At 70.7% G+C, this 26,447-nt stretch carries 14 protein-coding genes and 1 pseudogene; 7 read left to right on the forward strand and 8 right to left on the reverse strand.

Going from position 1 to position 26,447, the window contains the following annotated elements; translation table 11 throughout:
- Positions 1 to 2,191, forward strand: a pseudogene (locus AB0N14_RS05385) (molybdopterin oxidoreductase family protein).
- On the opposite strand, the gene AB0N14_RS05390 reads toward AB0N14_RS05385, so the two are convergent.
- On the reverse strand, positions 2,139 to 3,080 hold the full coding sequence (locus tag AB0N14_RS05390) for a protocatechuate dioxygenase (RefSeq protein WP_366024386.1): 942 nt from the start codon (positions 3,078 to 3,080) through the stop codon (positions 2,139 to 2,141). The pseudogene AB0N14_RS05385 and the gene AB0N14_RS05390 overlap by 53 nt on opposite strands.
- 208 nt (positions 3,081 to 3,288) lie before the next feature.
- Here AB0N14_RS05390 and AB0N14_RS05395 point away from each other — a divergent pair, with 208 nt between their 5' ends.
- Positions 3,289 to 3,933: a hypothetical protein gene (locus AB0N14_RS05395; protein WP_366024387.1), complete on the forward strand. Its 645-nt coding sequence runs from the start codon at positions 3,289 to 3,291 to the stop codon at positions 3,931 to 3,933.
- Between the two features lie 70 nt (positions 3,934 to 4,003).
- Here the strand turns inward: AB0N14_RS05395 and AB0N14_RS05400 are convergent, their stop codons facing one another.
- Both AB0N14_RS05400 and AB0N14_RS05405 read right to left on the reverse strand, forming a co-directional pair.
- A complete protein-coding gene (locus AB0N14_RS05400; protein ID WP_366024388.1) occupies positions 4,004 to 4,720 on the reverse strand; it encodes a hypothetical protein in 717 nt (238 codons plus the stop codon).
- A complete protein-coding gene (locus AB0N14_RS05405; protein ID WP_366024601.1) occupies positions 4,720 to 12,456 on the reverse strand; it encodes a ricin-type beta-trefoil lectin domain protein in 7,737 nt (2,578 codons plus the stop codon). Before AB0N14_RS05405 ends, AB0N14_RS05400 begins: the two co-directional genes overlap by 1 nt.
- A 575-nt stretch (positions 12,457 to 13,031) precedes the next feature.
- Between AB0N14_RS05405 and AB0N14_RS05410 the strand changes: the two genes are divergently transcribed.
- Complete coding sequence (locus tag AB0N14_RS05410; protein WP_366024389.1) at positions 13,032 to 16,202, forward strand: DNRLRE domain-containing protein; 3,171 nt, start codon at positions 13,032 to 13,034, stop codon at positions 16,200 to 16,202.
- A 50-nt stretch (positions 16,203 to 16,252) separates the two neighbouring features.
- Here the strand turns inward: AB0N14_RS05410 and AB0N14_RS05415 are convergent, their stop codons facing one another.
- Complete coding sequence (locus AB0N14_RS05415; RefSeq protein ID WP_366024390.1) at positions 16,253 to 16,681, reverse strand: gamma-glutamylcyclotransferase family protein; 429 nt, start codon at positions 16,679 to 16,681, stop codon at positions 16,253 to 16,255.
- Between the two features lie 142 nt (positions 16,682 to 16,823).
- On the opposite strand from AB0N14_RS05415, the gene AB0N14_RS05420 reads away from it, so the two are divergent.
- From AB0N14_RS05420 to AB0N14_RS05435, 4 genes are all read left to right on the forward strand, one after another.
- Entirely contained in the window at positions 16,824 to 18,476 is a 1,653-nt protein-coding gene (locus AB0N14_RS05420; protein ID WP_366024391.1) for a M4 family metallopeptidase, read from the forward strand.
- A gap of 76 nt (positions 18,477 to 18,552) precedes the next feature.
- The gene (locus tag AB0N14_RS05425; protein ID WP_366024392.1) at positions 18,553 to 19,482 is read left to right on the forward strand and encodes an aminoglycoside phosphotransferase family protein; all 930 of its coding nucleotides are present in this window, start codon (positions 18,553 to 18,555) and stop codon (positions 19,480 to 19,482) included.
- Positions 19,483 to 19,743: 261 nt separating this feature from the next.
- The gene (locus AB0N14_RS05430) at positions 19,744 to 20,268 is read left to right on the forward strand and encodes a hypothetical protein (protein WP_366024393.1); all 525 of its coding nucleotides are present in this window, start codon (positions 19,744 to 19,746) and stop codon (positions 20,266 to 20,268) included.
- Positions 20,269 to 20,632: 364 nt separating this feature from the next.
- Positions 20,633 to 21,253: a class F sortase gene (locus AB0N14_RS05435; protein ID WP_366024394.1), complete on the forward strand. Its 621-nt coding sequence runs from the start codon at positions 20,633 to 20,635 to the stop codon at positions 21,251 to 21,253.
- A 30-nt stretch (positions 21,254 to 21,283) separates the two neighbouring features.
- On the opposite strand, the gene AB0N14_RS05440 is transcribed toward AB0N14_RS05435, so the two are convergent.
- The 4 genes from AB0N14_RS05440 to AB0N14_RS05455 all read right to left on the reverse strand — a co-directional run bounded on the left by AB0N14_RS05440 (position 21,284) and on the right by AB0N14_RS05455 (position 26,375).
- On the reverse strand, positions 21,284 to 22,066 hold the full coding sequence (locus tag AB0N14_RS05440) for a TSUP family transporter (protein WP_366024395.1): 783 nt from the start codon (positions 22,064 to 22,066) through the stop codon (positions 21,284 to 21,286).
- A gap of 150 nt (positions 22,067 to 22,216) precedes the next feature.
- Positions 22,217 to 22,570, reverse strand: a complete 354-nt coding sequence (gene nirD / locus AB0N14_RS05445) for a nitrite reductase small subunit NirD (protein ID WP_366024396.1) — start codon at positions 22,568 to 22,570, stop codon at positions 22,217 to 22,219.
- Entirely contained in the window at positions 22,567 to 25,158 is a 2,592-nt protein-coding gene (gene nirB / locus AB0N14_RS05450; protein ID WP_366024397.1) for a nitrite reductase large subunit NirB, read from the reverse strand. The genes nirD and nirB overlap by 4 nt, the downstream gene beginning before the upstream one ends.
- Positions 25,158 to 26,375 (reverse strand): FAD-dependent oxidoreductase, encoded by a 1,218-nt coding sequence (locus AB0N14_RS05455; RefSeq protein ID WP_366024398.1) that lies wholly within the window; start codon positions 26,373 to 26,375, stop codon positions 25,158 to 25,160. The genes nirB and AB0N14_RS05455 overlap by 1 nt, the downstream gene beginning before the upstream one ends.
- Between the last annotated feature and the right edge of the window lie 72 nt (positions 26,376 to 26,447).

Here is a 26,447-nt window from a genome sequence, read left to right on the forward strand (position 1 = left end):
ATGCAGACCACCTCGACGCCCACGCACTGCCCGTACTGCGCCCTGCAGTGCGGGATGAACCTCAGTCCCACGCCCGAGGGGGGCGTCGAGGTGGCCGAGCGTGCCGACTTCCCGGTGAACCGGGGCGCGCTGTGCGGCAAGGGCCGTACGGCGCCGGAGGTGCTGTCGTCACGGGTGCGGCTGACGTCGCCGCTGGTGCGGTCCGGGGGCGAGCTCAGGCCTGCCACCTGGGAGGAGGCGCTGGACCGTATCGCCGGGGCGTTCTCGCTCGCGCGGGCGGAGCACGGGCCGGACGCGCTCGGGGTGTTCGGCGGAGGCGGGCTGACGAACGAGAAGGCGTACACGCTCGGGAAGTTCGCCCGGGTGGTGCTCGGCACCTCGCAGATCGACTACAACGGGCGGTTCTGCATGTCGTCCGCGGCGGCGGCCGGCACCAAGGCGTTCGGGCTCGACCGGGGGCTGCCGTTCCCGCTGGAGGACATCCCGAAGACGGGCTGTGTGATCCTCGTCGGCTCCAACCTCGCGGAGACGATGCCGCCGGCACTGCGGTATCTGACGGAGCTCAAGGAGAACGGCGGCACGCTGATCGTCGTCGACCCGCGGCGGACGCGGACGGCCGAGCAGGCGGATCTGCACCTGGCGCCGCGGCCGGGCACGGACCTGGCGCTGGCGCTCGGCCTGCTGCACCTGGTGGTCGCTTGAGGGGCGCACGGACGAGGAATACATCCGGGAGCGCACCGGCGGCTGGGAGGAGGCGCGGGCGGCGGCCATGGCGCACTGGCCGGAGTATGTGGAGCGGATCACGGGGGTGTCCGTTCCGCAGCTCCGGGAGGCCGTACGGCTGTTCTGCGAGCCCGAGCACGCGATGGTGCTGACCGCGCGGGGCCCCGAGCAGCAGTCCAAGGGCACGGACACGGTGAGCGCGTGGATCAACCTGTGCCTGGCCACCGGGCGCGCGGGCCGCCCCCTGTCCGGCTACGGCTGTCTGACCGGGCAGGGCAACGGGCAAGGCGGGAGGGAGCACGGCCAGAAGGCCGACCAGCTGCCCGGCTACCGCAAGCTGACCGACCCGGCGGCGCGCCGGCACGTGGCGGAGGTGTGGGGCGTGGACCCGGACTCGCTGCCGGGCCCGGGCCGCAGTGCCTACGAACTCCTCGACGCCCTCGGCACGGACATCCGCACGCTGCTGCTGATGGGCTCCAACCCGGTGGTGTCGGCCCCGCGCGCCGCGCACATCGAGGACCGGCTGCGCTCGCTGGACTTCCTCGCCGTGTGCGACGTCGTCCTGTCGGAGACGGCGGAGCTGGCGGACGTGGTGCTGCCGGTCACGCAGTGGGCGGAGGAGACGGGCACGACGACCAACCTGGAGGGCCGGGTCCTGCTGCGCCGCCGCGCGCTGACCCCGCCGCCCGGGGTGCGCAGCGACCTGGAGGTCATGCACGAACTCGCCGCCCGCCTGGACGTGGAGAAGGGCTTCCCCACGGACCCGGAGGAGGTCTTCGAGGAACTGCGCCGCGCCAGCGCGGGCGGCCCGGCGGACTACTCGGGCATCACCTACCGCAGGCTGGCGGAGGAGAACGGGGTGTTCTGGCCGTGCCCGGCGTCGGCCGCCGACTCGCAGGAAGGCGAGGACGCCTCCCTCGACGTGCTCCCCGACGACCCGGCGGTCCATGACGACCCTGCGGACCCCTCGGGCGAACGGGCGCCCGGCGTCCACCCCGGCACCCCCCGTCTCTTCCTCGGCCGTTTCGCCACCGAGGACGGGCGGGCCCGGTTCGCCGCCGTGTCCTACCGGGCGGTCGCCGAGGAACCCGACGACGCGTACCCGGTGCTGCTGACCACCGGGCGGGTGGTGGCGCAGTACCAGTCGGGGGCGCAGACACGACGTGTCGCGGAGCTGAACGCCGCCGCGCCCGGGCCGTTCGTGGAGATGCACCCGCGGCTGGCCGAGCGGCTGGGCGCGGCGGAGGGGGACGCGGTCGCGGTGGTGTCGCGGCGGGGACGGGCCGTCGCGCCCGCGCGGATCAGCCGTGCCATCCGGCCCGACACCGTCTTCATGCCGTTCCACTGGCCGGGCGAGGGCCGCGTCAACACGCTGACCAACCCCGCCCTCGACCCCACCTCCCGCATGCCCGAGTTCAAGGTGTGCGCGGTACGGCTGGAGCGCTTGGGACAGGGCTCCGCGGAGTGAGGTCGGAGGTGGGCGTACGGGACGCGCTCGCCGCACTGTCCGGCGGTGGCGTGCCGTCGGCCGACGCGCTGCTCGGCAGGGGTGAGGTGGGCGCGCCGCCCGCTCCGGTGTCCTCCCGGGTCGGGTCGATGCCGACGGTCAGCGTCGCGACGAAGCCCGTCTCGGCGTCCCCGGTGACCGTCATCAACCCGTCCCTGGCGCCGCCCCCGCGGTAGACCGGGTCGTGCGCGAGCCGGGTACGGGTGCCGGTGTGCTGGGTGTACGGGGCCTTCGCGTACACCGCTTCGGCGTCGCTGTCGGGGAAGAAGAGCTGCCCGGTCCAGTTGGCCCTGCCGCCCTTGTAGGTGCCGGCGGTCTTCTTGCCGCCGGTGTGCACCTTGACGTGGAGGTGCGGGGCGCGTCCCGTGTACCAGCCGGGGAAGACCGTCACGAACTCGGCGACGCCGTCGGCGCCGGTGGTCTGGAAGCCGCGCAGGAACGTCGTGGGGGCGGTGCCGCTGAAGTGGCTCTCGGAGGGTGCCGTTCCGCCCGGGTGCACCCCGGGGAAGCCGGAGTGGTAGCCCCAGGCGTCGCACTGCCAGATCTCGACGGCCGCGTCCTTCAGGAGGGCGCAGACGTGGGGCTCGTCGCGCACGGTCAGCCGTACGGTGAGCGGGACCCCTTCCTTGCCCTCGGTGATGTCCCTGCGGAAGGGCGCGTCGGCCAGGTGGTACGGCCCTTGTGCGACGCTCGGGTTGAGCACGCACAGCTCGGCACCGGGTGCCTTGTGGGCGTCCGGCTCGTGTCGGTGGGAGGACGAGCAGGCTCCGGTCCCCAGTCCCAGGACGGCACCCACGGCGGCACCGCCCAGCCTGAGCGCACGCCGTCGGGTGAGGTCGCTGTCGGTCATGGCCGGGACCCTAGGCGGCGCGGCGCGACGGTGAGAGGGGGCGCACGGGGTGGTCGCCCACATGAGGGACGGGGGCCGCTCGGGAGCTTCCACCAGAGGATGACCCTGCTGCGCATCAGAACGCCCGCGCGTCTCTGACGCGCCAGAGAGGCGGCGGACATCAGCCCGCCGCCGTCCGTGCGCGGCCGACACAGCTAGGCTCACGGCCATGACCACACTGATGACGTATGCCGGTCCGGCCGATGACCGGGCTCCGGTGATACGCACAGGCGGAGTCCCTTTGGTGCCTGCCGCCTTCACGTGGCCGCTGTGCGCCACCTGCTCCGGGCCGATGATGTTTCTCGCTCAGTTGCCGGTGGACGACCCCGGCGCTCACGTTTCGGGTTCGGTCACGGACGCACGGCACATCCTGTCCGTCTTCATGTGCCAGAACGACCCTGGGCTGTGTGAAGAATGGGATCCCTTCGCCGGTGGCAACCAGGCCTTCCTCTTCCCGGGATCCGGTCTCGCAGCCGTCGTCGTGCCGACGGACGGCGTGACCCTTGTTCCCGAGACGTGCGGCATCAACTGCGCGGCGGTGGACGAGGACGACTATCACACGGCACGCAGCCAGTGGTCCCAGGCCCACGGCCGGCCTGTGCGGGATGTCCTCGGCCAGTTGGCCGGGACTCCGTCGTGGCTGCAAGCCGACGAGACTCCCGCGTGTCCTTCGTGCGGCCGCGCGATGGGTTTTGTGGCTCAGCTGGAAGAAGGACACGACCATCGGACATCGATGAACTTTGGCGGAGGGGGCCGAGGGTACGCCTTCGCCTGCACGCCCTGCGGGAAAGGCTCCTTCCTCTGGCAATGCTGATCGTGTTCAGCACCCGCGCAGCAGACAGCCGGAGGCCTCTTCGACGAGGTCTCCGGCTGTCGTATGGGGGCTATGGGTGGCTGCCGTCCGGCTCACCGGCCGACGGGTAGCACCGGCAGACCCGTGGTCCGTCCGGCCCAGCGGCGGCACAGCGGATGTGCTCCACGACCGAGGGGTCGAACCGCAACTGCGTTCCGTCCGACACCCTTGCGATCGCGTTCGCGATTCCGCCCCAGTACCTCATGGCAGCGGCCGATTCGGTGAGGACCATGTTGTCGGCGTCGTAATTCCCGCCGAACACAAAGGGGATCCTCGGAGTCAGTCTGTGGCCGACCGGAATTGCTCCGTGTCGACTCTGCCATTCATGAGCCACTGGGTAGCCGGTCAGATACGCGTAATCGTCGAGCACACGCTCCGTCCAGTCCGGCAGTGACGAGGCCAACTCCGTGAGCTTGGCCGTTTCCGGGTTGAACGAGTAAATGCGCGTGCCGTCCGTTCCGAACTGGCCTCCGAAAACGTCCTCGGCGAAGAAGACCAGATTCGGCTGGAGCGCCCCGTAGGCATCGAGCCACCGGTTCCTGTCGTTCCAGGAACCGATCGAGTACCCGCTCCGCATGCGCTCGGCCGAGGCGAACACATGCAGAGCGGACTCGAAGGCGTAGAAGCCGTTGCGCTCACTGAGCATCTGCAGCAGGTCGCTGCCGATGGGCCCGAGACCCGACATGTCCTCCGCTCTGGGCTCGTCGCCCGAGAGGGCAGGGCTCGCGATGTCCAGCAAGCGATCCACTACGGATTCCCCAGGATGTAGTCGAGACTGACGATGCGAATCAATACCCTTCCGCCGTCGGGAATGTCAACCAACTGGTTCTTCATTGACGAGCCGGCACCTCTGTTGTCTCCTGCGCCGATGTGCTTGACGTGGGCACCCTGGCCTTCCTTGAACATCGCCGGCGGGAACTCGTCTCGGTCCTGTCCTGGCCGGGTGGGAATTCCCCGGAGGTTGTCCGCACGCCGGTCATCGGCGCCGGGTCGGTCCAAGGTGACCATCATGCCGTCGCCACCCTCTTCAGCAGCGTGAATGGCACTGTCCGGGTGCTGGATGGCGTCGATCTCCCAGACGGCCGGGCGAGGACTCGAGCAGGAACATGCGGCACCGGAGGCGTCGTATCCCCCAGCGCAGTTGTGCACGAGCACCGTCGACGCACCCGCCAGCACGTAGTACGTGTGGACATCGCCGACTGTGAGGTTGTGGACGGTCGCCCCACTGCTCGTCCACCGCTCCACCGCAGTGATCTGGACGTGCTTGCCCGCGCTGGTCTGCAGCCAGTCGCCGGACTTCAGGTCCGTGGCCTTGATCCAGGCGTGCAGCTCCGGGACCCAGAAGGGGTGGCCGTCGGTCGCGGTGACCTGGGCCGTCTTGGTGCCCTTCTTGCCGTCGACGTCGATCGTGACCTTGACCAGGTGCTTCAGGCCGTGGCCCAGGATCGCGGCCGTGACCGTCTCGACGCGGGTCTCCCCCGTCCGGGGGTCCGTCGCCACGACCTTGTCACCGGCCTTGACCTGCTCGATCGGCTTCGTGGTGCCGTCGGCCATCAGGACCTTGGTGCCGGGCACGAAGCTGTTGCTGACGGGGCAGGAGCCACCGCCGCCCTCGGCCTTGCCCGAGCCGCCGCTGCCGCTGGTTCCTCCCTTGCTCTTGGCGGAGCCGCCGGCCTTGCCTCCCGGATGGGAGTCGCCGCCGCCTCCGTGGGAGTGCGAGGACACCTTGGGGGCTGCCTCGGCCGCGGCGTGCTTCTGGCGCGGGTTGCCGGTCTTCTTGGCCAGGTCCAGGGCCTTGTCGGCGGTGCGTCTTGCTTCTTCCGCCGCCTTCTTCCTCGCCCGTTGCGCCGCGAGCTTCTTCGCTCGCTCGATCGCCAGCTTCTTCGCCCGTAGCGCCACTCTCTCGGCCGCCTTCGCGGCCTTGAGGACCAGCTCCGCCGCCTTCTTGGCCGCGCGGAAGGACTCGACCGCCTTGATGGTGCGCTTGACGGCCTTCATCACCGCCGGGATCTTGCCGAGCTTCCCCCACGGGATGGCGTCGAGCACGATGCCCATGCAGGACCACATGTCACCGCCGAAGCACGCGATGGCGTCGTTGATGCCGATGAAGTCCTTCAGCGTCTCCCACGCCACGGCGAGGATCACCGAGGTGAGGGACTTGCCCTGCATCGCCTGCGCCTGCGCGACCTGCGCCGCGGACAGACCCGCGCCCGCGAGGGCCGCGGCCCGCTCGGAGGCGGTCAGGGCGATGGACTCACCCGTCGGGTCGGCGTACGTCACCGGGTTGTTGTGCGCGTAGGCGTACCCGTTGGACTGCAGGACGTCGTTCAGGTCCAGCAGGGGGTCGGCGGACAGGAAGCGGCCCACCACCGGGTCGTACAGCCGCGCGCCGAGCTGGGTGAAGCCCGAGGCGTTGTCGTCGGTGGCACCGAGGAACCCGGTGTGCGCCTGCCGGTTGACACCGGTCGTGTCGGCACCCCGCTGGTTGCCGAACGGGTCCTGCTTGCGGATGCGGACCGACATCCCGCCGTCGAGGGCGACCTCGGCGTACGGGCTGCCCTGGTGGTCACCGCACACGGCGACCAGGCGATCGCTCGCGGTGCCGTTGGCGTACCGCATGACCGCGCCGCCGGGGGCGTCGTAGGTGCGCTGGGTGTTGACCAGGACGCCGCCCTTCTGGACGGTGACCTCGGCCTCGCCCAGGGTGAGCGTGGCCTGCTTGCCCTTGACGGTCAGCAGCTGCGAGCCGTCGGGGCCGTAGATGTAACGGGTGTCGTTCTGCGGCGCCCACAGCTGCTCGGCCTTCGTGCCGTCGCAGGTGGCGAGCACGATCGGGGTCGAGTTCGCCGAGTTGGCGCCCTGGACCGCCAGGCACAGGCCCGAGGCCACGTGGGTGAGCTGGCCGGAGGCGTTGCGCTTGAGCTCCTGACCGGCCGAGCCGTCGCACTTCTGCAACTGGACGGCCGACCCGGCGGTGTTGCCGGCGGGCTGGACGCACCACTTGTCGTAGACGTTCAGCGTGCCCTGGTCGGGGTTGGTCCCGCCCGGGGTGGGGCTGAAGCGCCAGTTCTGCGCGATCGAGGCGTTGCACTGGTACAGCTGGATCGCCGTACCCGCGGCCGCGAGCCCACCCTTGAGGTCCAGGCACTTGTCGGCGAGGCCCACGTACGGGGTCTTGCCGGCGGTGCCCTGACCGGTGATGCGGTCGATCTTGCCGTCGTAGGTCCAGCTCAGCGACTGCTTGTCACCGTTCTGGAGCGAGGTGATCGTCTTGGTCTCGCCGGTGAGCTCGTACAGACGCTCCGCCTCGGCCTTGACCTGCGCCCCCTGCGGGGTGGTGTAGGTCTTCGACACCTTGGTCAGCGTGTGCGGCTGGGTGCCGTCGGCCTTGCCGTAGGCGTAGGTGGTCGTGGCGTCCTTGGCGGTGGTGCCGGTGAGGTCCTTCTCGGTCAGCTTGGTGCGGTTGCCGAGCAGGTCGTACTCGTACTCCTGCCAGTAGCCGGAGTTGTCCTTGCCGGCGGCGACGTTCAGCGTGCCGTCGGTGTTCTTGGTGCCCGCGCAGGCGGTGTCGGGCTTGGAAGTGAGGTCCTTCGCCGTCCACGCCGTCTTCAGCTCACCCAGCGGGTTGTACGCGAAGCACTGCCGCTCCTCGATGCCGGTCGCCGACTCCGAGACGGAGGTGACGTTGCCGGCCGGGTCGTAGGTGTACGACCGCTTCGAGACGAGGTTGCCGGGGAGCAGGGAGGTGTCGCCGCCGTTGGTGGCGCCCTTCTCCCGGTAGACCTGCTGGTCCTTCAGCTCGCCGCTGGACTCGTCGTAGGTGTTCTGCGTCCACACCCGGTAGGGCTGGGCGCCGAGCGTGGAGCGCAGCACCTGGCCGTAGGGGTCGTAGACGGTCTCGGAGCCGTACCAGTCCTTGCCGGAGATGGAGAGCGGCTTGCCGTCCTTGTTGTAGCGGACGACCAGCTTCTCGGAGGCGAACTTGCCGATCTTCGGCAGGGTCGACTCCTCGAGCATGCCGTTGTCGCTGTACTTGTAGGAGTACGTGTACGACTTGTCCAGGCCCCAGGCGGTGGCCAGGGTGTCCGGCAGGGTCAGCGTTGTCGAGGTCGGCTGGTAGTCCTTGTTGTAGCCGTCGACCTGCTGGGTGTAGGCCTCACCGTCGGTGTAGCGGGTGGCGGTGTAGGGCATGCCCTTGCCGCCGGGCGCCAGGTCGTAGGTGAACTGGCTGAGCAGGGTGCCGTTCGCGTCGTTCAGGCGCTGCTCGGTCGGCCGCGACAGCTGGTCGTAGCCGTTCCAGACGGTGATGTTGCGGGCGTTCGTCGTGGTGAGAACGCGGTCGTGGTTGTCGTAGGTGGTCCGCGTCGTGCCCGTGTCCGGGTCGGTCGCGGTCAGGGTGCGGCCGCGGTGGTCGTACGTCCACGTCCACGGGTGAGCGGTGTCGGCGGAGTTGGTCGCCTTCACCAGCCGGCCGAGGGCGTCGTAGTCGTACTTCATCGACGTGAAGCCGCCGGGCGCGTCCGGGTTGAAGGTGTCGACCCGGGAGGTGCGGCCGAGGGCGTCGGTGAAGACGCGGTAGTCGGAGGCGCCGGTCGGGTTGTCGACCTTCGACCAGTCCAGGCCGTACTGGTACTTGGTGGCCCGCTCGGGGACCTCCTGCGAGCTGACCGTGCCGGTCTGCGGGTCCGCGACCTTGAGGACCGGGGTCTCCTGCAGCACGCGGCCGGAGCCGTCGTAGGTGTAGCGCGTGATGTTGGGGACCTGCGTGTCGGCGTCCGGGGTGAACAGCTCGCCCGGGGTGGCCTCGTAGGTCAGGTAGGCGTTGTTGGTCTGCCAGACCTCACCGGAGCTGTTGTACAGCGTGTCGGTGATCAGCCAGCCGCCGCCGTCCGCCTGCTCCTGCTGCTGCCGCTCGCGCCCGAGGCCGTCGTAGAGGGTGACGGAGGTCTCGATGCGGTCGTTGTAGCCGCGGGTGTAGGTGGTGACGTAGGAGGGCTTGCGGTCCTCGTTCTCCTTGTACTCCGGCACGGTGTAGACGGCGCGGAAGTCCGGCACGGCCGTGTCGGACGGGGCGCGGTCCGCGGCCCAGGCCTTCTCGAGGCGGCCCAGCGGGTCGAACTCGGCCTGAGTGACATGGTTGTTGGTGTCGGTCGTCTTGGTGGTGGTGCCCCGGCCCGGCTCGATCTCCCGGGTCTCGGAGTGGCCGACCGCGTTGGTCTCGGTCACCTTGAAGACCTGGCCGGTGGACGGCTCGTAGGTGATCAGGCCCGAGGTCTTGTGGTCCTGGTCCGTGGTGCGGGTGACGCGGCCGACGGCGTCGAACTCGGTCGTGCCGTCGGACTGCCAGCCGGTGCCGGTCCCGTTGATGGACCAGGTCTCGGACGCCTCGCCCTTGGTCGTGTCGTCGAGCGCGGCGCCGTAGGCCTGGCCGTCGTAGGCGGTGCGCAGACCGCTGCTGAGCGTGCTGAGGTCGCTGAAGTCCGCCGCCGCGCAGGTGGTCGGGGAGACCAGGACCTGCCGGGTCAGCCCGATCAGGTTCTTGGCGGTGTTGTGGACGTACTCCGACTTGGTGCACGACTCGTCGCCGCTGCGGCCGGTGTCGCCGAGGGACTCCACCAGCACGGGCAGACCGTAGGTCGACTCGTAGGTGGTGTGCGTCTTGACGATCCGCAGGGACCGGTTGTCGTCGGTGTTCGTGGTGGAGGACTTGGTGTACGCGATCTCGTCCGGCTCGGTCACGCGCCAGGCGCGCAGCGGGTCCAGACCGTCGTCACGGTCGCGGTGGGCCAGCTCGGTGGCCTCCGGGACGGTGACGGAACGGGAGACCCACGCCGTGTCGGGGTCGTCGGCGTTCTCGTAGTCGAGTTCCTCGGCGATCCGGCCCGCGAACGGCTCGCGGTCCTTGGCGATCTCGTTGCCCTCGATGTCCTTCACCGACACGGTGTCGCCCATGCCGCGGAAGAAACGGGTGACGGCCTTGGACCGCTTGGAGCCGATCGAGGCGTCGTCGGCACCGGTGATCACCGTGGTCTGCTCGAAGCCCGCGAACTGGGAGTACGTGCGCGTGGACTTCTTGGTGAACTCGGCGTCGGCGAGCTTCCAGCCCGGGTTCTTGTACTGGTAGGCGGTCTTCGTCGCGAACGCCCCGTCGACGTTGGGGAGTTCCTCGATGGAGTCCACGACGTACTTGTGGAACCAGTCGATGTCCTCGACCTCGGGGTCGGGGCTCCAGAACACCGGGTAGCACAGGCGCGTGTTGGACTTCAGCGCCGCGGTGTCGCTCTTGCCGGGCAGGTTGGTGCCGGTCGCGCAGTCGCCCTCGGGCTTCTTGTAGGTGACGACGGTCTCGCCGCCGTACTCGTTGATGACGCGCGCGATACGCAGCCGGGAGAAGCCGGGCCGCGGGTCGTTGTCACCGCGCATCACCCGGTTGGGCATGTCCTCGGCGTTGGACTCGAAGCGCACCGCGTTCATGGTGACGCTGCGGTCCGTGGTGCCGTTGCGGCCGTAGCCGGTGCGCTGGATCGACTCCAGCCACAGCGCGGTGTTCGGGCCGGTCTTCAGCACGGGGAAGCTGTGCTTGAGGGCGTACTGGTCCACCACCTGGCGTGAGGTGGTGTCGGTGCGGCGCTGTGCGGAGGTCTGGATCTGCACCAGCCGCTTGCGGCTCCAGAAGGAGGGGCCGGCGTTCCAGCACTTGCGCGTGTAGGTGGAGGTGACCTGCTTGCAGTTCAGGTCGGCCGGGGTGTCGTACCAGATGCGGTACTTGCCCGGATCCTTGTCCTCGAAGTTGGCGTCCGAGCAGGTCAGCGTACCTTCGGGCAGGCAGCGCTCGTCCACCTTGAAGGTCACGCGGGCCGGAGCGGTCGCGGAGAACAGGGTGTCCTTGCGCTGGCCGTAGTCGATGTGGTCGAGCCAGCCGTCACGGTCGTAGACGACCGGCGCCTTGAAGTCGAAGTTTCGGGCGTAGTAGTTCTGCGCCTTGTTCCACCACAGGGACATGGCGTTTCCGTGGATGTCCTCGACGTAGTCGAGGTTCCAGCGCCAGCCCTGCGTGCAGGCGGAGTTGACCCAGTCGCCGGCCTTGTAGCAGTCCTCGCCCGCGTGGTTGCCGTACACCGGCACGGTCAGCACCGAGTCGGTGGTCGGCTGGCCGGAGCTCCAGCCCGGCAGCTTGTTCAGGCCGAAGTAGTAGCGGGTGCCGTCACGGGTGGTGACGACCCAGTACTCGCCGTTGCGAGCGCCGTTGCCGTTGTCGGAGTCGGTGAGCCGCTCGATCCTCGAGCCGTCGCCGTTGGCGGTGAACCACTTGTTCTGGTCCTTGTCCCAGACCAGTTCGGTGGTCATGCCGCCCAGTGACAGCGTCGCGTTCATCGAACCCCAGCACAGGTCCGCGGTGCGGTGCGTGGCGTTGTTCGAGCCGGACTTCTTGGAGTCCTGACGGCAGTTGACGTAGGTCCGGGTGATCGAGCCCGGGTTGTAGTCCCAGCCGTCACCGATCCAGGAGGCCTGGTTGTTGTTGGCGGAGGTGCGGCCGTCGACCGACTGCGAGGAGTAGCTCAGCGAGACCTTCGGCATCGGGCCGCCGGCGGTCTGAGGCACCTGCACGTCGTAGGAGTACGTGAACGCGCCGGAGGAGGAGCCGGCCGACCAGGAACCCGAGGACAGCAGCGGGGTGGCGGTGAAGTCGCCGGAGGCCGAGGCCCCCGTGTCCATCGCGCCGATGACCTGCGGGCCGGAGGCGTCGACCGCCGGCAGCACGTCGCCGCTGCGGTACGACGCGGTGCGCGCCGAAGCCTTGGACGCCGTCGAACCGGCGTCGCCGCCCAGCAGCTTGCCGACCGGGACGGTACCGCTGAGGATCGTGCGGGTCGTGGACTTCTTCGTGTGCTTGGTCTTCGTGGGCGCCTTGGCGGCCGGCACCTCCTTGACCGTGCTGCGCAGCCGCTCTGGCTGCTTCTCGCTCTTGCCCGACATGGTCGTCACGCCGCTATTGGCGCACTCGCCGCTGTCGGGGGCGTCCATGACACAGCTGGGCAGCAGCACCAGGCCGAAGCGTGTGGCGGCCTGCGCGCCGTACAGGTCTCTGAAGTTGTCGGTGTCGACGTCGATGGCGACCTGCGCGGCCGGGTCGGCGTCGGCCGGCGGCGTGATCTTCATGATCATGCCGGAGACGTTCGCGTCCTGGGACGCGGTCGGTGCGGCCAGGTCGACCTTCCAGTCACCGTCGATCGCGGCCGGGTCGGTGCCCGCGGGCACGCCGATCGCGATCGGCAGGTCCTCGACCGGGACCGTGGTACCCGGGGCGGCGTCCGCCGCCAAGGTGGCGACACCGCTGTCCCCCGCCCACGGTGTGACGGCGGTCGGCGCGTACGGGTCGACCGGCACGTCGGGCGCGGTGGTGAGGTTCTTCTCGGCTTCCTCGTCCTCCGGAACCGCCGTGGGCTTCGGCAGGTCGGGGAGCTTGACCTCCTCCCGGGCCATGCCGGGGCCGGGTATCGCCCATGCCTCCGTGCCGAGACTGCTCACCAACAAGGCCGTGGACAACAAAAGGACGGTCGCCGCGCGGCCTTGCCGGCGGCGCCGTCGTTGTGACTCCGTCATCGCTGGGCGTGCCCGCCTCAGCCACGACGGTGGACTTTGAGCGCGCATACGCGTCGACCCCACCAAGGCATGCAAAGAAAAACGACAGATGGAGTCCGCACCCTCTGTCATGACCCCAGCAGATTTCAAGATCGGTCCGCGAAGGTTCCCGGATGCGATGTGATCTGCGTCATGGGACCAGACCTGACGCACGATCACCTTCGCGGACAAGTCGGAAGGATCGCGAAAACCCACCCCTATGGCCGCACTTCAGGTGACCAAAAGCCGCACTTGAGACACCGTCAAAGCGGAGTCAAGTCCTCCCCATTCGATCGTCACAAGTTCATAAATTCTTCATATGTAGACCTGGGGTGACGTTCATGTGATCGTGTGCGCGACTCTGCCCCGCGGCCCGCCGACCGGGGCCGTTCGTGCTGTCCGTATCCGCCTGGTCCACACGGGAGTAGACCGCCGCCGTGTCCGCGCCGCCTCGTTTCCTCAGCCCCTTCGTGCGCACGCGCACCAGGCTGGCTGTCACCCTCGGCCTCGTCCTGGCCGCCCTGACCGCCGCACTGTTGCCCTGGTGGCAACCCGACGACGCCTCACCACCCCAGGCTGACAAGGCCACCCGCGCCCGGCAGGCCGCCACCGGCCCGCGCGACGAGGCCGGCGCCCAGGCCGAGGCCCGCCGCACCCACAAGCCGGTCCTCATCGAGACGGCCACCACGGCCACCTCCCAGACGTGGGCCCAGCCGGACGGCCGGCTGCGCACCCGCATCACGGCCACGCCGGCCCGGGCCAAGACCGCCACGGGCCAGTGGGCGCCGATCGACAACCACCTGCGGCGGGTGAAGAACGCCCCGCGCGGCCTCGGCATCCAGCCGGTCAACCCCGCCCAGCCGGTCCGCTTCTCCAGCGGCAGCAAGGACGGTCGCGCCGACCGCTCCTTCGCGCGTGCACCTTTGACGGCCGGTCAGGACACCGTGCTGGCCGAGGTCGACATCGACGGCCACACTGTCGCCTACACCTGGCCCGGCGCCCTGCCCGAGCCGGTGCTCGACGGCCCGCGCGCCCTGTACTCCGAGGTGCTGCCCGGCGTCGACCTGCTGCTGGTCGCCCGCGCCGAGGGCGGCTTCGCCCAGCTGTTGATCGTCAAGACCAAGGAGGCCGCGCAGTCCCCGGCGCTGGCCACCGTGGCCTACGGCCTGCGCTCCAAGACGGCCGTCTTCCACCACGACGCCGGCAGCGGCCGCATCCTGGTCCAGGACCGCTCCGGCAAGGAAATCGGCTCCGTCCCGACCCCGTTCGCCTGGGACTCCGCCGGCCGCGACCCCGAACTCGACGAGGGCCGAGGCACCCCGCGCACCTCGGTCGACACCCCCACCGACGTGCTGAAGCTGTCCGGCCTGAGCGGCATCGAGCCCGGCGCGCACAGCGCCCCCATGCCGGTCAAGCTCGACGGTGACGGCACCGGCACCGCACGCCTCGACCTGCACGCCGCGCAGACCGGGCTGTTCACGAACGCCGACGTGAAGTTCCCGGTGTTCGTCGACCCGACCATGAACGGCGGCTGGCTCGCCTGGACCGTCGCCTACAAGCCGTACCCGAACTCGAACTTCTGGAACGGCACCAACTTCTCCTCCGGCACCTCCGACGCCCGCGTCGGCTACGAGAACGAGACCGGCGGCACCGCCCGCTCCTTCTGGCGGATGAAGTTCGACACCAACATCAAGGGCGCGGACGTCTCCAAGGCCACCTTCAAGGTGCTCAACAACCACTCCTGGTCCTGCACCACCCGTGACTTCCAGTTCTGGCTGACCGGAGCCATCTCCTCGGGCACCACCTGGAACAAGCAGCCGAGCTGGTCCCAGCAGCTGGACCACCACTCCTTCGCCCACGGCTGGTCCTCCAGCTCGTGCCCCGACGACTACGAGGCGTTCCCGGTGACGGCCGGCGCGCAGAAGGCCGCCGACGGCGGCTGGTCGAACATCACCTTCGGCATGCGCGCGAGCAGCGAGTCGGACGTGCAGACGTGGCGCAAGTTCCAGGCGACCAGCGCCACCCTCGAGGTCATCTACAACCGGCCGCCCTCCGAGCCCACCGGTGGCAAGACCACGCCGGGCGGTACCTGCTCCGTCGGCGGCTCGGGCGTGACCGTCGGCAAGACCAACATCGTGCTGTCGGCCAACGCAAAGGACGCCGACGGCAACCTCAGCAAGCTGCGCTTCCGCTTCTGGAAGACCGGTGGCACGGTTCCGTCCGGCTGGCTCGTCACTCCCAACTCCACCGGAACCGCCACCTACACCGTGCCCGCCACGTTCCCGCTGGAGGACAAGACCACCTACTCGTGGGACGTGCGCGCGGAGGACTCCGGCGGCCTCACCTCCTCGTACTTCCCTCCCGGCACCGACCCGTGCCGGCTCAACATCGACGCCAGCGCCCCGCCGCAGCCCACCGTCGACAGCGACGACTTCCCCGCGGCCACACCCGACGGGCAGACCTGGTCCACCGTCAAGTTCGGCGGCAAGGGCGCGGTGACCTTCACCTCCGAGGGCGCGGCGAAGTTCCGCTGGTCCTTCGAGGGCAACAACCCGGTCTACGTGACCGCCACCAACGGCACCGCGACCGTCGACCCGATGTCCCCCGCGCACGCCGGCCCCAACACCCTCCAGGTGTACGCCTACGACGCCGCCGGCAATGCCAGCCAGCGCACCGACTACACCTTCTACGTGCCGCCGCGGGACACCGCCGACGGCCCCATGGACACCGGCGGTGACGCCAAGCCGGACCTGCTGATCGTCGACGCCAACGGCAACCTGCGCAACTGCGTCGGCGGCGACGACGGCGACCTGTACAACTGCCTGACCGGGTCCTACGACAGCACCAAGCCGCAAGACCAGCAGGCCGACCCACAGGGCCACTGGTTCGACCCGGCCACCGGCAAGGCCGCCCTGATCACGCACTACCAGGACGCCTACCCCGGCGACGGCTCCACCGACCTGTTCGCGGTCACCCCCGACGGCCACTTCTACCTCTACCCCGGCGACGGCTACGGCAGTTTCGACGTCTCCCAGCGCCTGGAGGTCCGCCTCCCGTCGAACGCCCCCGCGCCCTCGACGTGGACGCAGATCAAGGCCGTCGGTGACATCACCGGCGACAAGCTGCCCGACCTCGTGCTGCGGGCCGGCACCGCGTTCTGGACCCTGTCCGGCTACACCGGCGCCTCCTTCCAGACCGCGACCCTGATGGAGGGCACCGCCTGGGCCCGCCGGGAGATCGTCAACGTCACCGACATCAGCGGCGACAACACGCCCGACCTGCTGTGGCGCAACCTGGACAACGGCAACATGTACGACCGCCAGGGCAAGCCCGGTGCCGTCACCGGCAGCGTCGACCTGGAGTCGCTGAAGCTGGCCGCCAACTCGCTGACCGGGAAGGACGAGTCCTACGGCACCGGCTGGGACGAGGCCGGCGTGCCGACGGCCATCGGCATCCCGGACGTCAACCAGGACGGCGTCCCCGACATCTGGGCCCGCTTCGCCTCCGACGGCTACACGCGGATCTACCACCCGTCGCGGACGAACACCAACGCTGCGGTGAGGGTCGTCCTGTCGGTGAACTGGAACACGATCAAGGCCTTCGGCTGACGGTCGGTTCCGTTCCCAACGGGGTGAGCCCCGGCACAGGGTGCCGGGGCTCACCCCGTTTCCGGAGTCCGCCGGCTCAGCCAGTCCCCGGTCTCGATCAGCTTGCCCCGCCGCCGCAGCCGTGCCGCCACGGCGGGTGCGGCCAGGTACACCCAGGCCCGTACGGTCCTGCCGTCCGCGGCGGTCACCTCCCGCTGCACCCGCTCGTACAAGCTGCGCGGATCACCCGGCACGTACTCCTCGAGGCGGTCCAGCAGGATGAGCAGACCGTCGTACTCCTCGGGCCGCGCGGTGACGATCTCGCCGGTGACCGTGCCGCCGTCCTCGTCCGCCACCGCGTAGGGGTAGCCGGGCCCTTCGTACAGCACTGCGCCGCGCAGCAGGCCCGGCTCCTCGGAGCCGGTGCGGCCGCGCAGGAAGAGGGCGTGGTTGTGCTCCCCCGGGCGCAGCGTCCCGTAGACGAAGAACGGCAGTCTCACAGAACCGATTCTTCCCCCTCACACATCTCCCCGACTGCTCCATGGACATGACATGCCCTGGACCCTTCAATCGGAGGGACGCCAGGGGGTTCCCCGCCCCTGCCCTCCCCACGCGCCCCCGGGCGCCTTCCCTAGGAGACCGATGAGCCGGATACGGCCTGCCCGAGGTTCCCGTCTCACCGCGGCCGGCACCGCCGCGACCGCCGCCGCCCTGCTGGCCGCCGCGCTCGCCCCGGCCCCCGCCGCCGACGCGGCCGCCAGACCCAGCCGGTCCACCGTGATCCGCGACGCCGCGGCGGTGCTGGTGCGCGAGGCCGCCCGCCTGGGCCTGACGCCGGCGCAGGGCACGAACGTACGAGACGTCGTCGTGGACCCGGACGGCAGTCGGCATGTGCGCTATGACCGGACCTACCATCAGCTCCCCGTCGTCGGCGGCGACTTCGTGCTTCATCTGGCGCCCGACGGTTCGTACCGCAGCGCCGACCGGGCCACCAGGCGCGACATCTCCCTGCCGACCACCACTCCGGCCGTGAAGGCCCCCAAGGCCGCCGACCTCGCCACCGCCGCGCTGCGCGCCGCGAACGCCGGGGAGTTGCTCAAGCACCTGACCGCCAGGCCGCAGCTCGTCGTCGACGCGCTGCACGGCGCGCCCCGGCTGGCCTGGCGCACCGAGGTCACCGGGCAGGACACGCTCGGCAACCCGGTCGCGCGCACGGTCGTCACGGACGCCGGCACCGGGCGGCAGATCGACGCCTGGGACAGCATCGAGACGGCGACCGGTGACGGCAAGTCCCTCTACAGCGGGACGGTTCCGCTGGAGACGACGCAGTCCGGGTCGGCGTACCAGCTCAAGGACCCCACGCGGGGCGACACGTACACGGGCGACGCCGAGAACAAGACCGACCTGTGCTTCCTCACCACCATCTGCGTCAGCCGCGCTCCCGCCACCCTCTTCAACGACTCCGACAACCACTGGGGTTCGGGCACGGTGGCGGACCGCTCCTCGGCGGCGGTGGACGCGCAGTACGGCACCGACGTGACCTGGGACTACTACAAGAACGTGCACGGCCGCAGCGGCATCGCGGGCGACGGCAAGGGCTCCTACAACCGCGTCCACTACGGCACGAACTACAACAACGCCTTCTGGGACGACAACTGCTTCTGCATGACGTACGGCGACGGTGACGGCACGACGCTCGGGCCGCTGGTGGCGCTGGACGTGGCCGGGCACGAGATGACGCACGGCGTGACGTCGAAGACGGCGGCGCTGGCGTACTCCGGGGAGTCGGGCGGCCTGAACGAGGCCACGTCGGACATCTTCGGGACGCTGGTGGAGTGGTACGCGAACAACACCTCCGACCCCGGTGACTACCTGATCGGCGAGAAGATCGTCCGGTCGGGCTTCGGCAAGTCGGCGCTGCGCTACATGGACAAGCCGTCCAAGGACGGCAACTCGGCGGACTGCTGGAGCAGTTCGGTGGGCAAGCTGGACGTGCACTACTCGTCCGGCGTCGCGAACCACTTCGCGTACCTGCTCGCGGAGGGCAGCGGCGCCAAGACCATCAACGGTGTCGGCTACGACTCCCCCACCTGCAACGGCTCCACGGTGACGGGCATCGGCCGGGACAAGCTCGGCAAGATCTGGTACCGGGCGCTCACGGTGTACATGACGTCCTCGACGAACTACGCGGGCTCCCGCACGGCGACGCTGAACGCGGCGAAGGACCTCTACGGGGCGGGGAGCACGGAGTACAACGCGGTGGCGGCGGCCTGGAGCGCCGTGAACGTCGGCTGAGGGAAATACGGTGGCGGGCCGGGTGCCGCCCTGCCTACGCTGCGGCACCCGACCGCCGTCCCCCCGCTGGAGACCGATGCCCGCCGCGAAGATGCACGCCGACGAACTGGACGTGGACACCGCGCTGGTGCGCCGGCTGGTCGCCGAGCAGTTCCCCCAGTGGGCCGGGCTGCCGGTCACCGAGGTGCCGTCCGCCGGGACGGACAACGCCATGTACCGGCTGGGCGACGACATGGTCGTACGGCTGCCCCGGCGGCCCGACGGGGCGCGGCAGGTGGACGAGGAGCAGCGCTGGCTGCCGCTGCTGGCCCCGCATCTGCCGCTGACCGTCCCGGTGCCGCTCGGCAGGGGCGCCCCGGCAGCCGGGTACGCGCAGCCGTGGTCGGTGCTGCGCTGGCTGGACGGCGGGGACGCCTACGACGACCCGATCACCGAACTCGACGCGGCGGCCGTTGAGTTGGGCCTTTTCGTGGCGGCCCTTCGGCGGGTCGACGCGAGCGGCGGTCCGGCGTCCTGGCGGGGCGGCCCGGTGGCGGCGAACGACGCGTACGTCCGCGCGGCCATCCACGACCTGGGCGCGGACGGCACGGTGGACGCCACCGCGGCGACCGCGCTGTGGGAGGAGGTCGTCCGGCTCCCGCAGTGGGAGGGCGATCCGGTCTGGCTGCACGGGGACCTCCTGCCCGGGAACCTGCTCACGACCGCGGGCCGGCTGACCGCGGTGATCGACTTCGGCGGCCTGGGCGTGGGCGACCCGGCGGCCGACACCCTGGCCGCGTGGGCGGTCTTCACCCACGGCACCCGCGACCTGTTCCGCGAGGCGGCCGCCGTGGACGACGCGACCTGGGCCCGGGGCCGGGGCTGGGCCCTGTGCTTCGGCCTGATGGCGGAGCACTACTACCGGAAGACCAATCCGGTCCTGGCGGCGGTGGGGCACCGGGCGGTGACCGAGGCCCTGGCGGACCGGGGTTTCCCGGCGGCGCGGCGGACGGGATCCGGCGCCTGACGACCGGTCACCCGTTCACCACCCCTGTCCACCACCCGGTTCACCCTCGGGTGTTCTTCTCTCACTCACCGCCCCTGCGCCGCTGACCTGCCCGAATGCAGCCGCCAACGCCTTCGCCGGGCACCCGTTCACCGTATTCCTGACATATCGTCAGCGAGCGGCCGCGGCCCGCTGCCCTTTTCCTCGACAGTGCGGGGACACGACCGACACAGCGGCACGCCGGTGAGGCCGCGGGCCGTGTCCCGCCCGAGGAGCACCACGATGCGACGTACGGCCCGTTCGCTGACCGGCACCGCGCTCGTCCTCGCCGCGCTCGCCCTCGCCGCCGCACCCGCGTACGGCGGTGAGACCGGGAGGCTGGAGGTCTTCCCCTCCATGGCCGTGCCCGGGAGCGTGGTCACCGTCAACACGGCGGCGTGCGGCGCGGACGGCTCCGCGGCGGGCGACGCCACCGCGGTCGGCAGCGGCACGTTCACGCTCGCGCCCAGCACGCACGAGCAGGACGTGATCGGCCGGTTCCGGGTGCCGCCCAGCGCGCAGCCGGGGACGTACGAGATCGTCGCCACGTGCTCCGGAGGCCGGCGGGCCAGGGTGACCGGCGACCTGACGGTCACCCTCAGCGCGGCCAAGGATCAGACGCGTCCGCGAGGAAGCGTGAAGACGGGGGTCGGCGGTGCATTCGGCCCCGACCCCGTGCGGACCGCGGCCGGTGTGACGGCACTCGCCGTCGCCGCCGCGGGCGGTACCTGGCTCCTGCATCGCCGACTGAGAGGCGACGGGATCTGACGGACACCTCCGCTGTCCGTCGCCGGTACCGCCTTCCCCATCCCCTCCGGGTCCGACTGCCCCTCGCGGCCCGGAGGGGGTCCGGGACCAGGGCCTGTCTTTCGGATCAGGTCGGCCGCAAGAGACAGTCCCTTTCAGCCCAGCCGAGCGGGGCGTGGTGCGTGCAGATGCAAGGCGGAGGAGGGAGTCGACGCGATGGGGGTCCCCCCGCGCGAGCGTGTTCGAGCTGGGGGAGTCGGCGACCGACGACAACGCCGCTGGGGGTGCCCCCACGCCGTCAAGGCAGTGGGGGAGTGCGCGCCACACCCCGCGACGCCGAGCTGATCCGCAAGAAAGGCCCTGGCCCTGCCGGAAGGAGCTTGGTGTGCACAAGGTCGGAAACGCCGCGATAGCGTCCGTCACGGCGGTCTCCCTCTGCTCCGGCGCCTGGCTGCTGCACAGCGCCTACAAGAGCGATGCTCCCCCTCAACCCTCGGCTGCGCAGGGTGCCGTGGACCCGGACCGCGAGGGCTCCGCCGCGCCCGCGCTGCCGCCCTCCCCGCCCGACCGCATCCGCATACCCTCGATCCACGTGGACGCCCCGCTGATGGGCCTGAGACTGACCGGTGTGGGCAGCCTGGACGTCCCGCCCGCCGACGACAAGAACCTCGCCGGCTGGTACGAGGCCGGCACCATGCCCGGCGAGATCGGCACCGCGATCGTCGCCGGGCACGTCGACAACACCCGGGGCCCGGCGGTCTTCTACGACCTGGGTGCCCTGCGCAAGGCCAGCACGATCGAGATCGGCCGCCGCGACGGCTCGACCGCCGTGTTCAGCGTGGACGCGGTCGAGGTCTACGCCGCGCGGAACTTCCCCGACGACAAGGTGTACGGCGCGGCGGGGCGCCCGGAGCTACGGGTGATCACCTGTGGCGGCGGCTACTCGAAGGCGACGGGCTACCAAGGCAACGTGGTCGTCTTCGCCCATCTGACGGGCAGCCGCTGAACCGCCCGGGACACCTGCGGCACCTACCGCTCAGGCCGACCACTGCTGGTACGCCAGGTTCGCGACCAGGGCGAACACCACCGTCAGCAGCACGATCCGCACGAACCCGCTGCCCCGCTTCAAAGCCGTCCGCGCCCCGATCATGCCGCCCGCCAGGTTGAAGCCGGCCATCAGCACCGCCAGCTGCCAGAACACCGTGCCCTTCCACGCGAACGTGGCGAGCGCGCCCGCGTTGGTGCAGCAGTTGACGATCTTCGCGGTGGCGGAGGCGGTCACCAGGTCCAGGTGCAGCACCGCGGTGAGCGCCAGGACGAGGAAGGTGCCGGTGCCGGGGCCGATGAAACCGTCGTAGAAGCCGATGCCGAGGCCCGCGAGCCCGATCGCGGCGAGCACCCGGCGTGCGGAGACCGGCGCGGTGGAGGGGGCGGTGCCGAAGGCGGGGCGCAGGATCACGAAGGCGCCGACGGCGAGCAGCACCACCATGACGACCGGCTTGAGGACGTCCGTGCTGAGCCCGGCGGCCACGAACGCCCCGGCCGTGGACCCGGTGAGCGCCGCGACCCCGATCCGTACGGCCGTCCCCACGTCGACCGGTGTCCGGCGCGCGTACGTCACGGCCGCCCCCGTCGTCCCGACGATCGCGACGGCCTTGTTGGTGCCGAGCGCGTACGACGCCGGGGTGCCGCCGGGCAGCCCCAGCAGCAGTACGGGAAGCAGCAGCAGCCCGCCACCTCCGACCACGGCGTCGATCCAGCCGGCCGCGAGCGCGGCGAGGCACAGGGCGACGTCCATGGTCAGCGAGATGTCGGGCATGATCGTGACCCTAGGGACGGGGTCGGTGGCCCGTCCATCCATATGAGGGTCTTCTGAGGTTGCACGAGGGCCTTCCGAGGTTGCGGACGGCCCCGCCGCCGGGCCTGTGACCGGCCCGGCGGACAGTGGGAGGGGTCCTCGGCGCCGTCCTCAGGCGGCCCGTACCTCGTACGCCGCCACCCGGACCGTCTCGTCGTCCAGGCACTGGCCGGTCTCCAGGTCGAAGCGCTGCTTGAGCAGCGGCGAGGCGACGAAGGGGCGGCCCTGGTGGGTGCCGGTCAGCCCCCGGGAGAGGACCGCGGCGCCGCCGAAGGGGTCCCGGTTGTCGATGCCGTACAGCCGGCCCGAGCGGTCCCGGAAGAGCGCCACCTGGCGGCCGTCCGGCAGCAGTGCCGCCACGCCACGGCCCGGGGTCAGCGTGCTCATGTCGCAGACCGGGAACCAGGTGTCCTCGTCGATCCGGAGCTCGATCTTCAGGTGGGTGGTCTCGAGTGCCAGGGTCATCGCTGGGCGCTTCCTTCCAGGGGTCGCGTGCCGATGGCGAGCAGCGGCAGGTCGGGCTTGATCTGGTCGCGCTCGGGGACGAAGCCGACGACCGGGTCGGGGGTGTCCGGCGCGTTGACGAAGGACACGAACCGGGCCAGCTTCTCGGGGTCGTTGATGGTCTCGGCCCACTCGTCGCGGTAGTTCGCGACGTGCGCGGCCATCAGGGCCTCCAGCTCGTCGCAGATGCCGAGCGAGTCGTGGACGACCACGTCGCGCACGTGGTCCAGACCGCCGGGGATCCGCTCCAGCCACACACTGGTGCGCTCCAGGCGGTCGGCGGTGCGGATGTAGAACATCAGGAACCGGTCGATGAGGCGGATCAGCTCCGCGTCGGACAGGTCCTGGGCGAGGAGGTCCGCGTGGCGCGGGGTGGCGCCGCCGTTGCCGCCGACGTAGAGGTTCCAGCCGCCCGCGGTGGCGATCACGCCGAAGTCCTTCGACTGGGCCTCGGCGCACTCGCGGGCGCACCCGGAGACGGCCGACTTCAGCTTGTGCGGGGAGCGCAGGCCCCGGTAGCGCAGCTCCAGGTCGATCGCCATGCGGACGGAGTCCTGGACGCCGTAGCGGCACCAGGTGGAGCCCACGCAGGACTTCACGGTCCGCAGCGCCTTGCCGTAGGCGTGGCCGGACTCGAAGCCGGCGTCGACCAGCCGGGCCCAGATCAGCGGGAGCTGCTCGACGCGCGCACCGAACAGGTCGATCCGCTGACCGCCGGTGATCTTCGTGTAGAGGCCGAAGTCCCGGGCGATCTCGCCGATCACGATCAGCTTCTCGGGGGTGATCTCACCGCCGGGGATGCGCGGCACGACCGAGTAGGAGCCGTTCTTCTGCAGGTTGGCCAGGAAGTGGTCGTTGCTGTCCTGCAGCGCGGCCTGCTCGCCGTCCAGGACGTAGCCGCTCGCGCCGATCGCCGGGGCGAGCGAGGCGATGATCGAGGCTACGGCCGGCTTGCAGGTCTCGCAGCCGTCGCCGCCGCGGGCGCCCTCGCGGCCGTAGCGGTCGAGCAGGTCCTGGTAGGAGTTGATGCGCAGGGCGAGGACGATCTCGTACAGCTCCTCGCGGGTCTGCGAGAAGCAGCCGCACAGGCCCTTGTCGACCTCGACGCCGCTCGCCTCGAGTTCGGCGTCGACCAGCTGGCCCAGCACCTTGACACAACTGCCGCACGTCGTACCGGCCTTGGTGCACTTCTTCACCTCGGGCACGGTGGTGCACCTGTGCGCGGTGACCGCGCCGCGGATCGTGCCCTTGGTGACGTTGTTGCAGGAGCAGATGATCGCGTCGTCCGGCAGCGCGGTCGGGCCGAGCTGGGCGGACTCCCCGGCGCCCGCCGGCAGCACCAGCGACTCGGGCGAGACCGGCGGGACCGAACCGGTGAAGGCCTTCAGCGTGCCGTACGCCTCCGCGTCGCCGACCAGGATGCCGCCGAGCAGCGTGCCGTCGCGGCCGATGACCAGCTTCTTGTACAGACCCGAGCGGGAGTCGGAGTAGACGACGTCGAGGCAGTCCTCGGTGGCGCCGTGCGCGTCGCCGAAGGAGGCCACGTCCACGCCGAGCAGCTTGAGCTTGGTGGACAGGTCGGCGCCGGTGAACTCCGCCTCGTCGGCGGCGATGGTCGCGGCCGCCGTCTCGGCCTGCTCGTAACCGGGCGCGACCAGGCCGTACACCCGGCCGTCCGCCGCGAGCGCGCACTCGCCGATCGCGAACACGTGCGGGTCGGTGACCGTGCGGCACTGCTCGTCGACGGTGATGCCGCCGCGCTCGCCGACCGCCAGGCCACAGTCGCGGGCGAGCTGGTCGCGGGGGCGGACACCGGCCGAGAACACCACCATGTCGGTGGCGAGTTCGGAGCCGTCGGAGAGCTTCATGCCGGTGACGGAGCCGTCCTCACCGACGACGACCTCCTGGGTGCCCGTGCCGGTGTGCACGGTCAGGCCCATGTCCTCGATGGTGCGCAGCAGCGCGGCGCCGCCGCCCTCGTCGACCTGTACGGGCATCAGACGCGGAGCGAACTCCACGATGTGCGTGTTCAGGCCGAGGCCCTTGAGCGCGCCGGCCGCTTCCAGACCGAGCAGACCGCCGCCGACCACCGCGCCCGTCGTCGCCTTCGTCTTCGCGTACTCCTCGATGGCCAGCAGGTCCTCGATGGTGCGGTAGACGAAACAGCCCTCGGCGTCCTTGCCGGGGACCGGCGGGACGAAGGGGTAGGAGCCGGTGGCGAGGACGAGGGTGTCGTACGCGACCGTCAGCCCGGAGCGGGCGGTGACGGTCTTCGCCTCCCGGTCGATGGTCTCGGCCGGGTCGCCGATGTGCAGCTCGATGCCGTGCGTGGCGATGAACTTCATGTCGGTCACGGACAGCTCGTCGGGCGTGATGCCCGAGAAGTACGAGGTGAGCTGGACGCGGTCGTAGGCGGGGCGGGGCTCCTCGCACAGCACGACCACCCGGTGCGTGGCGGTCAGGCCGCGCTCGGCGAGCGCTTCGAGGAAGCGCTGGCCGACCATGCCATGGCCGACGAGCACGATCGTGGGGGTGGTGTCCGTGGACATCAGGAGCCTCCATCGTTGGTGAGCAGGTGGAGCAGCGGGGCACCGTCCGTGGGGAGCGGCTCCGCTCCCTCCCAGGCGCGGGCGAGCGCGCCGACGGTGCCGAGTTCGCCGACGAGTACGCCGCCGACCAGGCGGTCGTCGCGGACGACGACCTTCCTGTAGGTGCCGCGGGTGGCGTCGGTGAGCTGAACGACGTCGTCGCCGGGGCGGGGTTCGGTCTCGCCGAAGGCGGCGAGGTCGAGGAAGTCGTGCCCGGCGAGGGTGAGCCGGGTCAGGGAGCGGGTGCCGGTGTAGCGGGAGTTCGGCTCTCCGGCCAGCGACTCCGCCAGCGCCTCGGCCTGTTCCAGAGCCGGGGTGGCGAGCCCGTACACCGTGCCGTCGTGCTGGGCGCAGTCGCCGATGGCCCGGATGTGCGGGTCGGAGGTGCGCAGTTCGTCGTCGACGAGGACGCCCTTGTGGACGGCGAGGCCCGCGTCCTGGGCGAGGCCCACCCGGGGGTGGACGCCGCAGGCCAGGACGACGAGGTCGGTGTCCAGGGCGTAGCCGTCGGCCATCTCCACGGTGCGGACGGCGCCGCCGAGGGTGCGCACGCCGCGCACCCGGGTCTCGGTGTGGACCTCGACGCCGAGGTCGGTGAGGTGGCGGCGCACCAGCTTCGAGGCGGAGGGGTCGAGCTGGCGTTCCATCAGGCGCTCGGCCTGCTGGGCCAGGACGACCTGGGCGCCGCGGGCGGCGAGGGCGCGGGCGGCGGAGACGCCGAGGAGCCCGCCGCCGATGACGACGGCGCGCACACCCGCGCGGACGGCCTTGGCGAGGCCCAGGCAGTCGTCCATGGTGCGGAACGCGTGGACGCCCTCGGGCAGCTCGGACCGGTCGGGGGTGAGCAGGCCGCGCAGGGGCGGCAGGACGGGGTTCGAACCGGTGGCGAGGACGAGCGTGTCGTATGCGATCACCTCGCCGTCCGAGCAGTGGATCTCGCGGGCCGCCCGGTCGATCCGGGTGACCCGGGCGCGGACGAGGCGCTCGGGTGCCGGGAGGGAGATCACCTCGGGCGCGTAGCGGCCGGCCAGCACGTCGGCGAGCAGCACACGGTTGTACGGGGGGTGCTCCTCCTCGCCGACGACCAGGGCCGGCACACCGAGCTCGCCGAGCCGCCGGGCGAGACGGACGCCCGCGAGCCCGGCGCCGATCACCACCACACGCGTATTCGAGGTCATGTGTCGAGCGTGCGGTGCCGACGTTACCCGGCCGCATCACGACTGTTTCCCACGGGGAACGCTGCCCTCAGC

Origin of the sequence: Streptomyces sp. NPDC051104 (assembly GCF_040682835.1) — a bacterium.
In the GTDB taxonomy this organism is placed as follows: domain Bacteria; phylum Actinomycetota; class Actinomycetes; order Streptomycetales; family Streptomycetaceae; genus Streptomyces; species Streptomyces cynarae.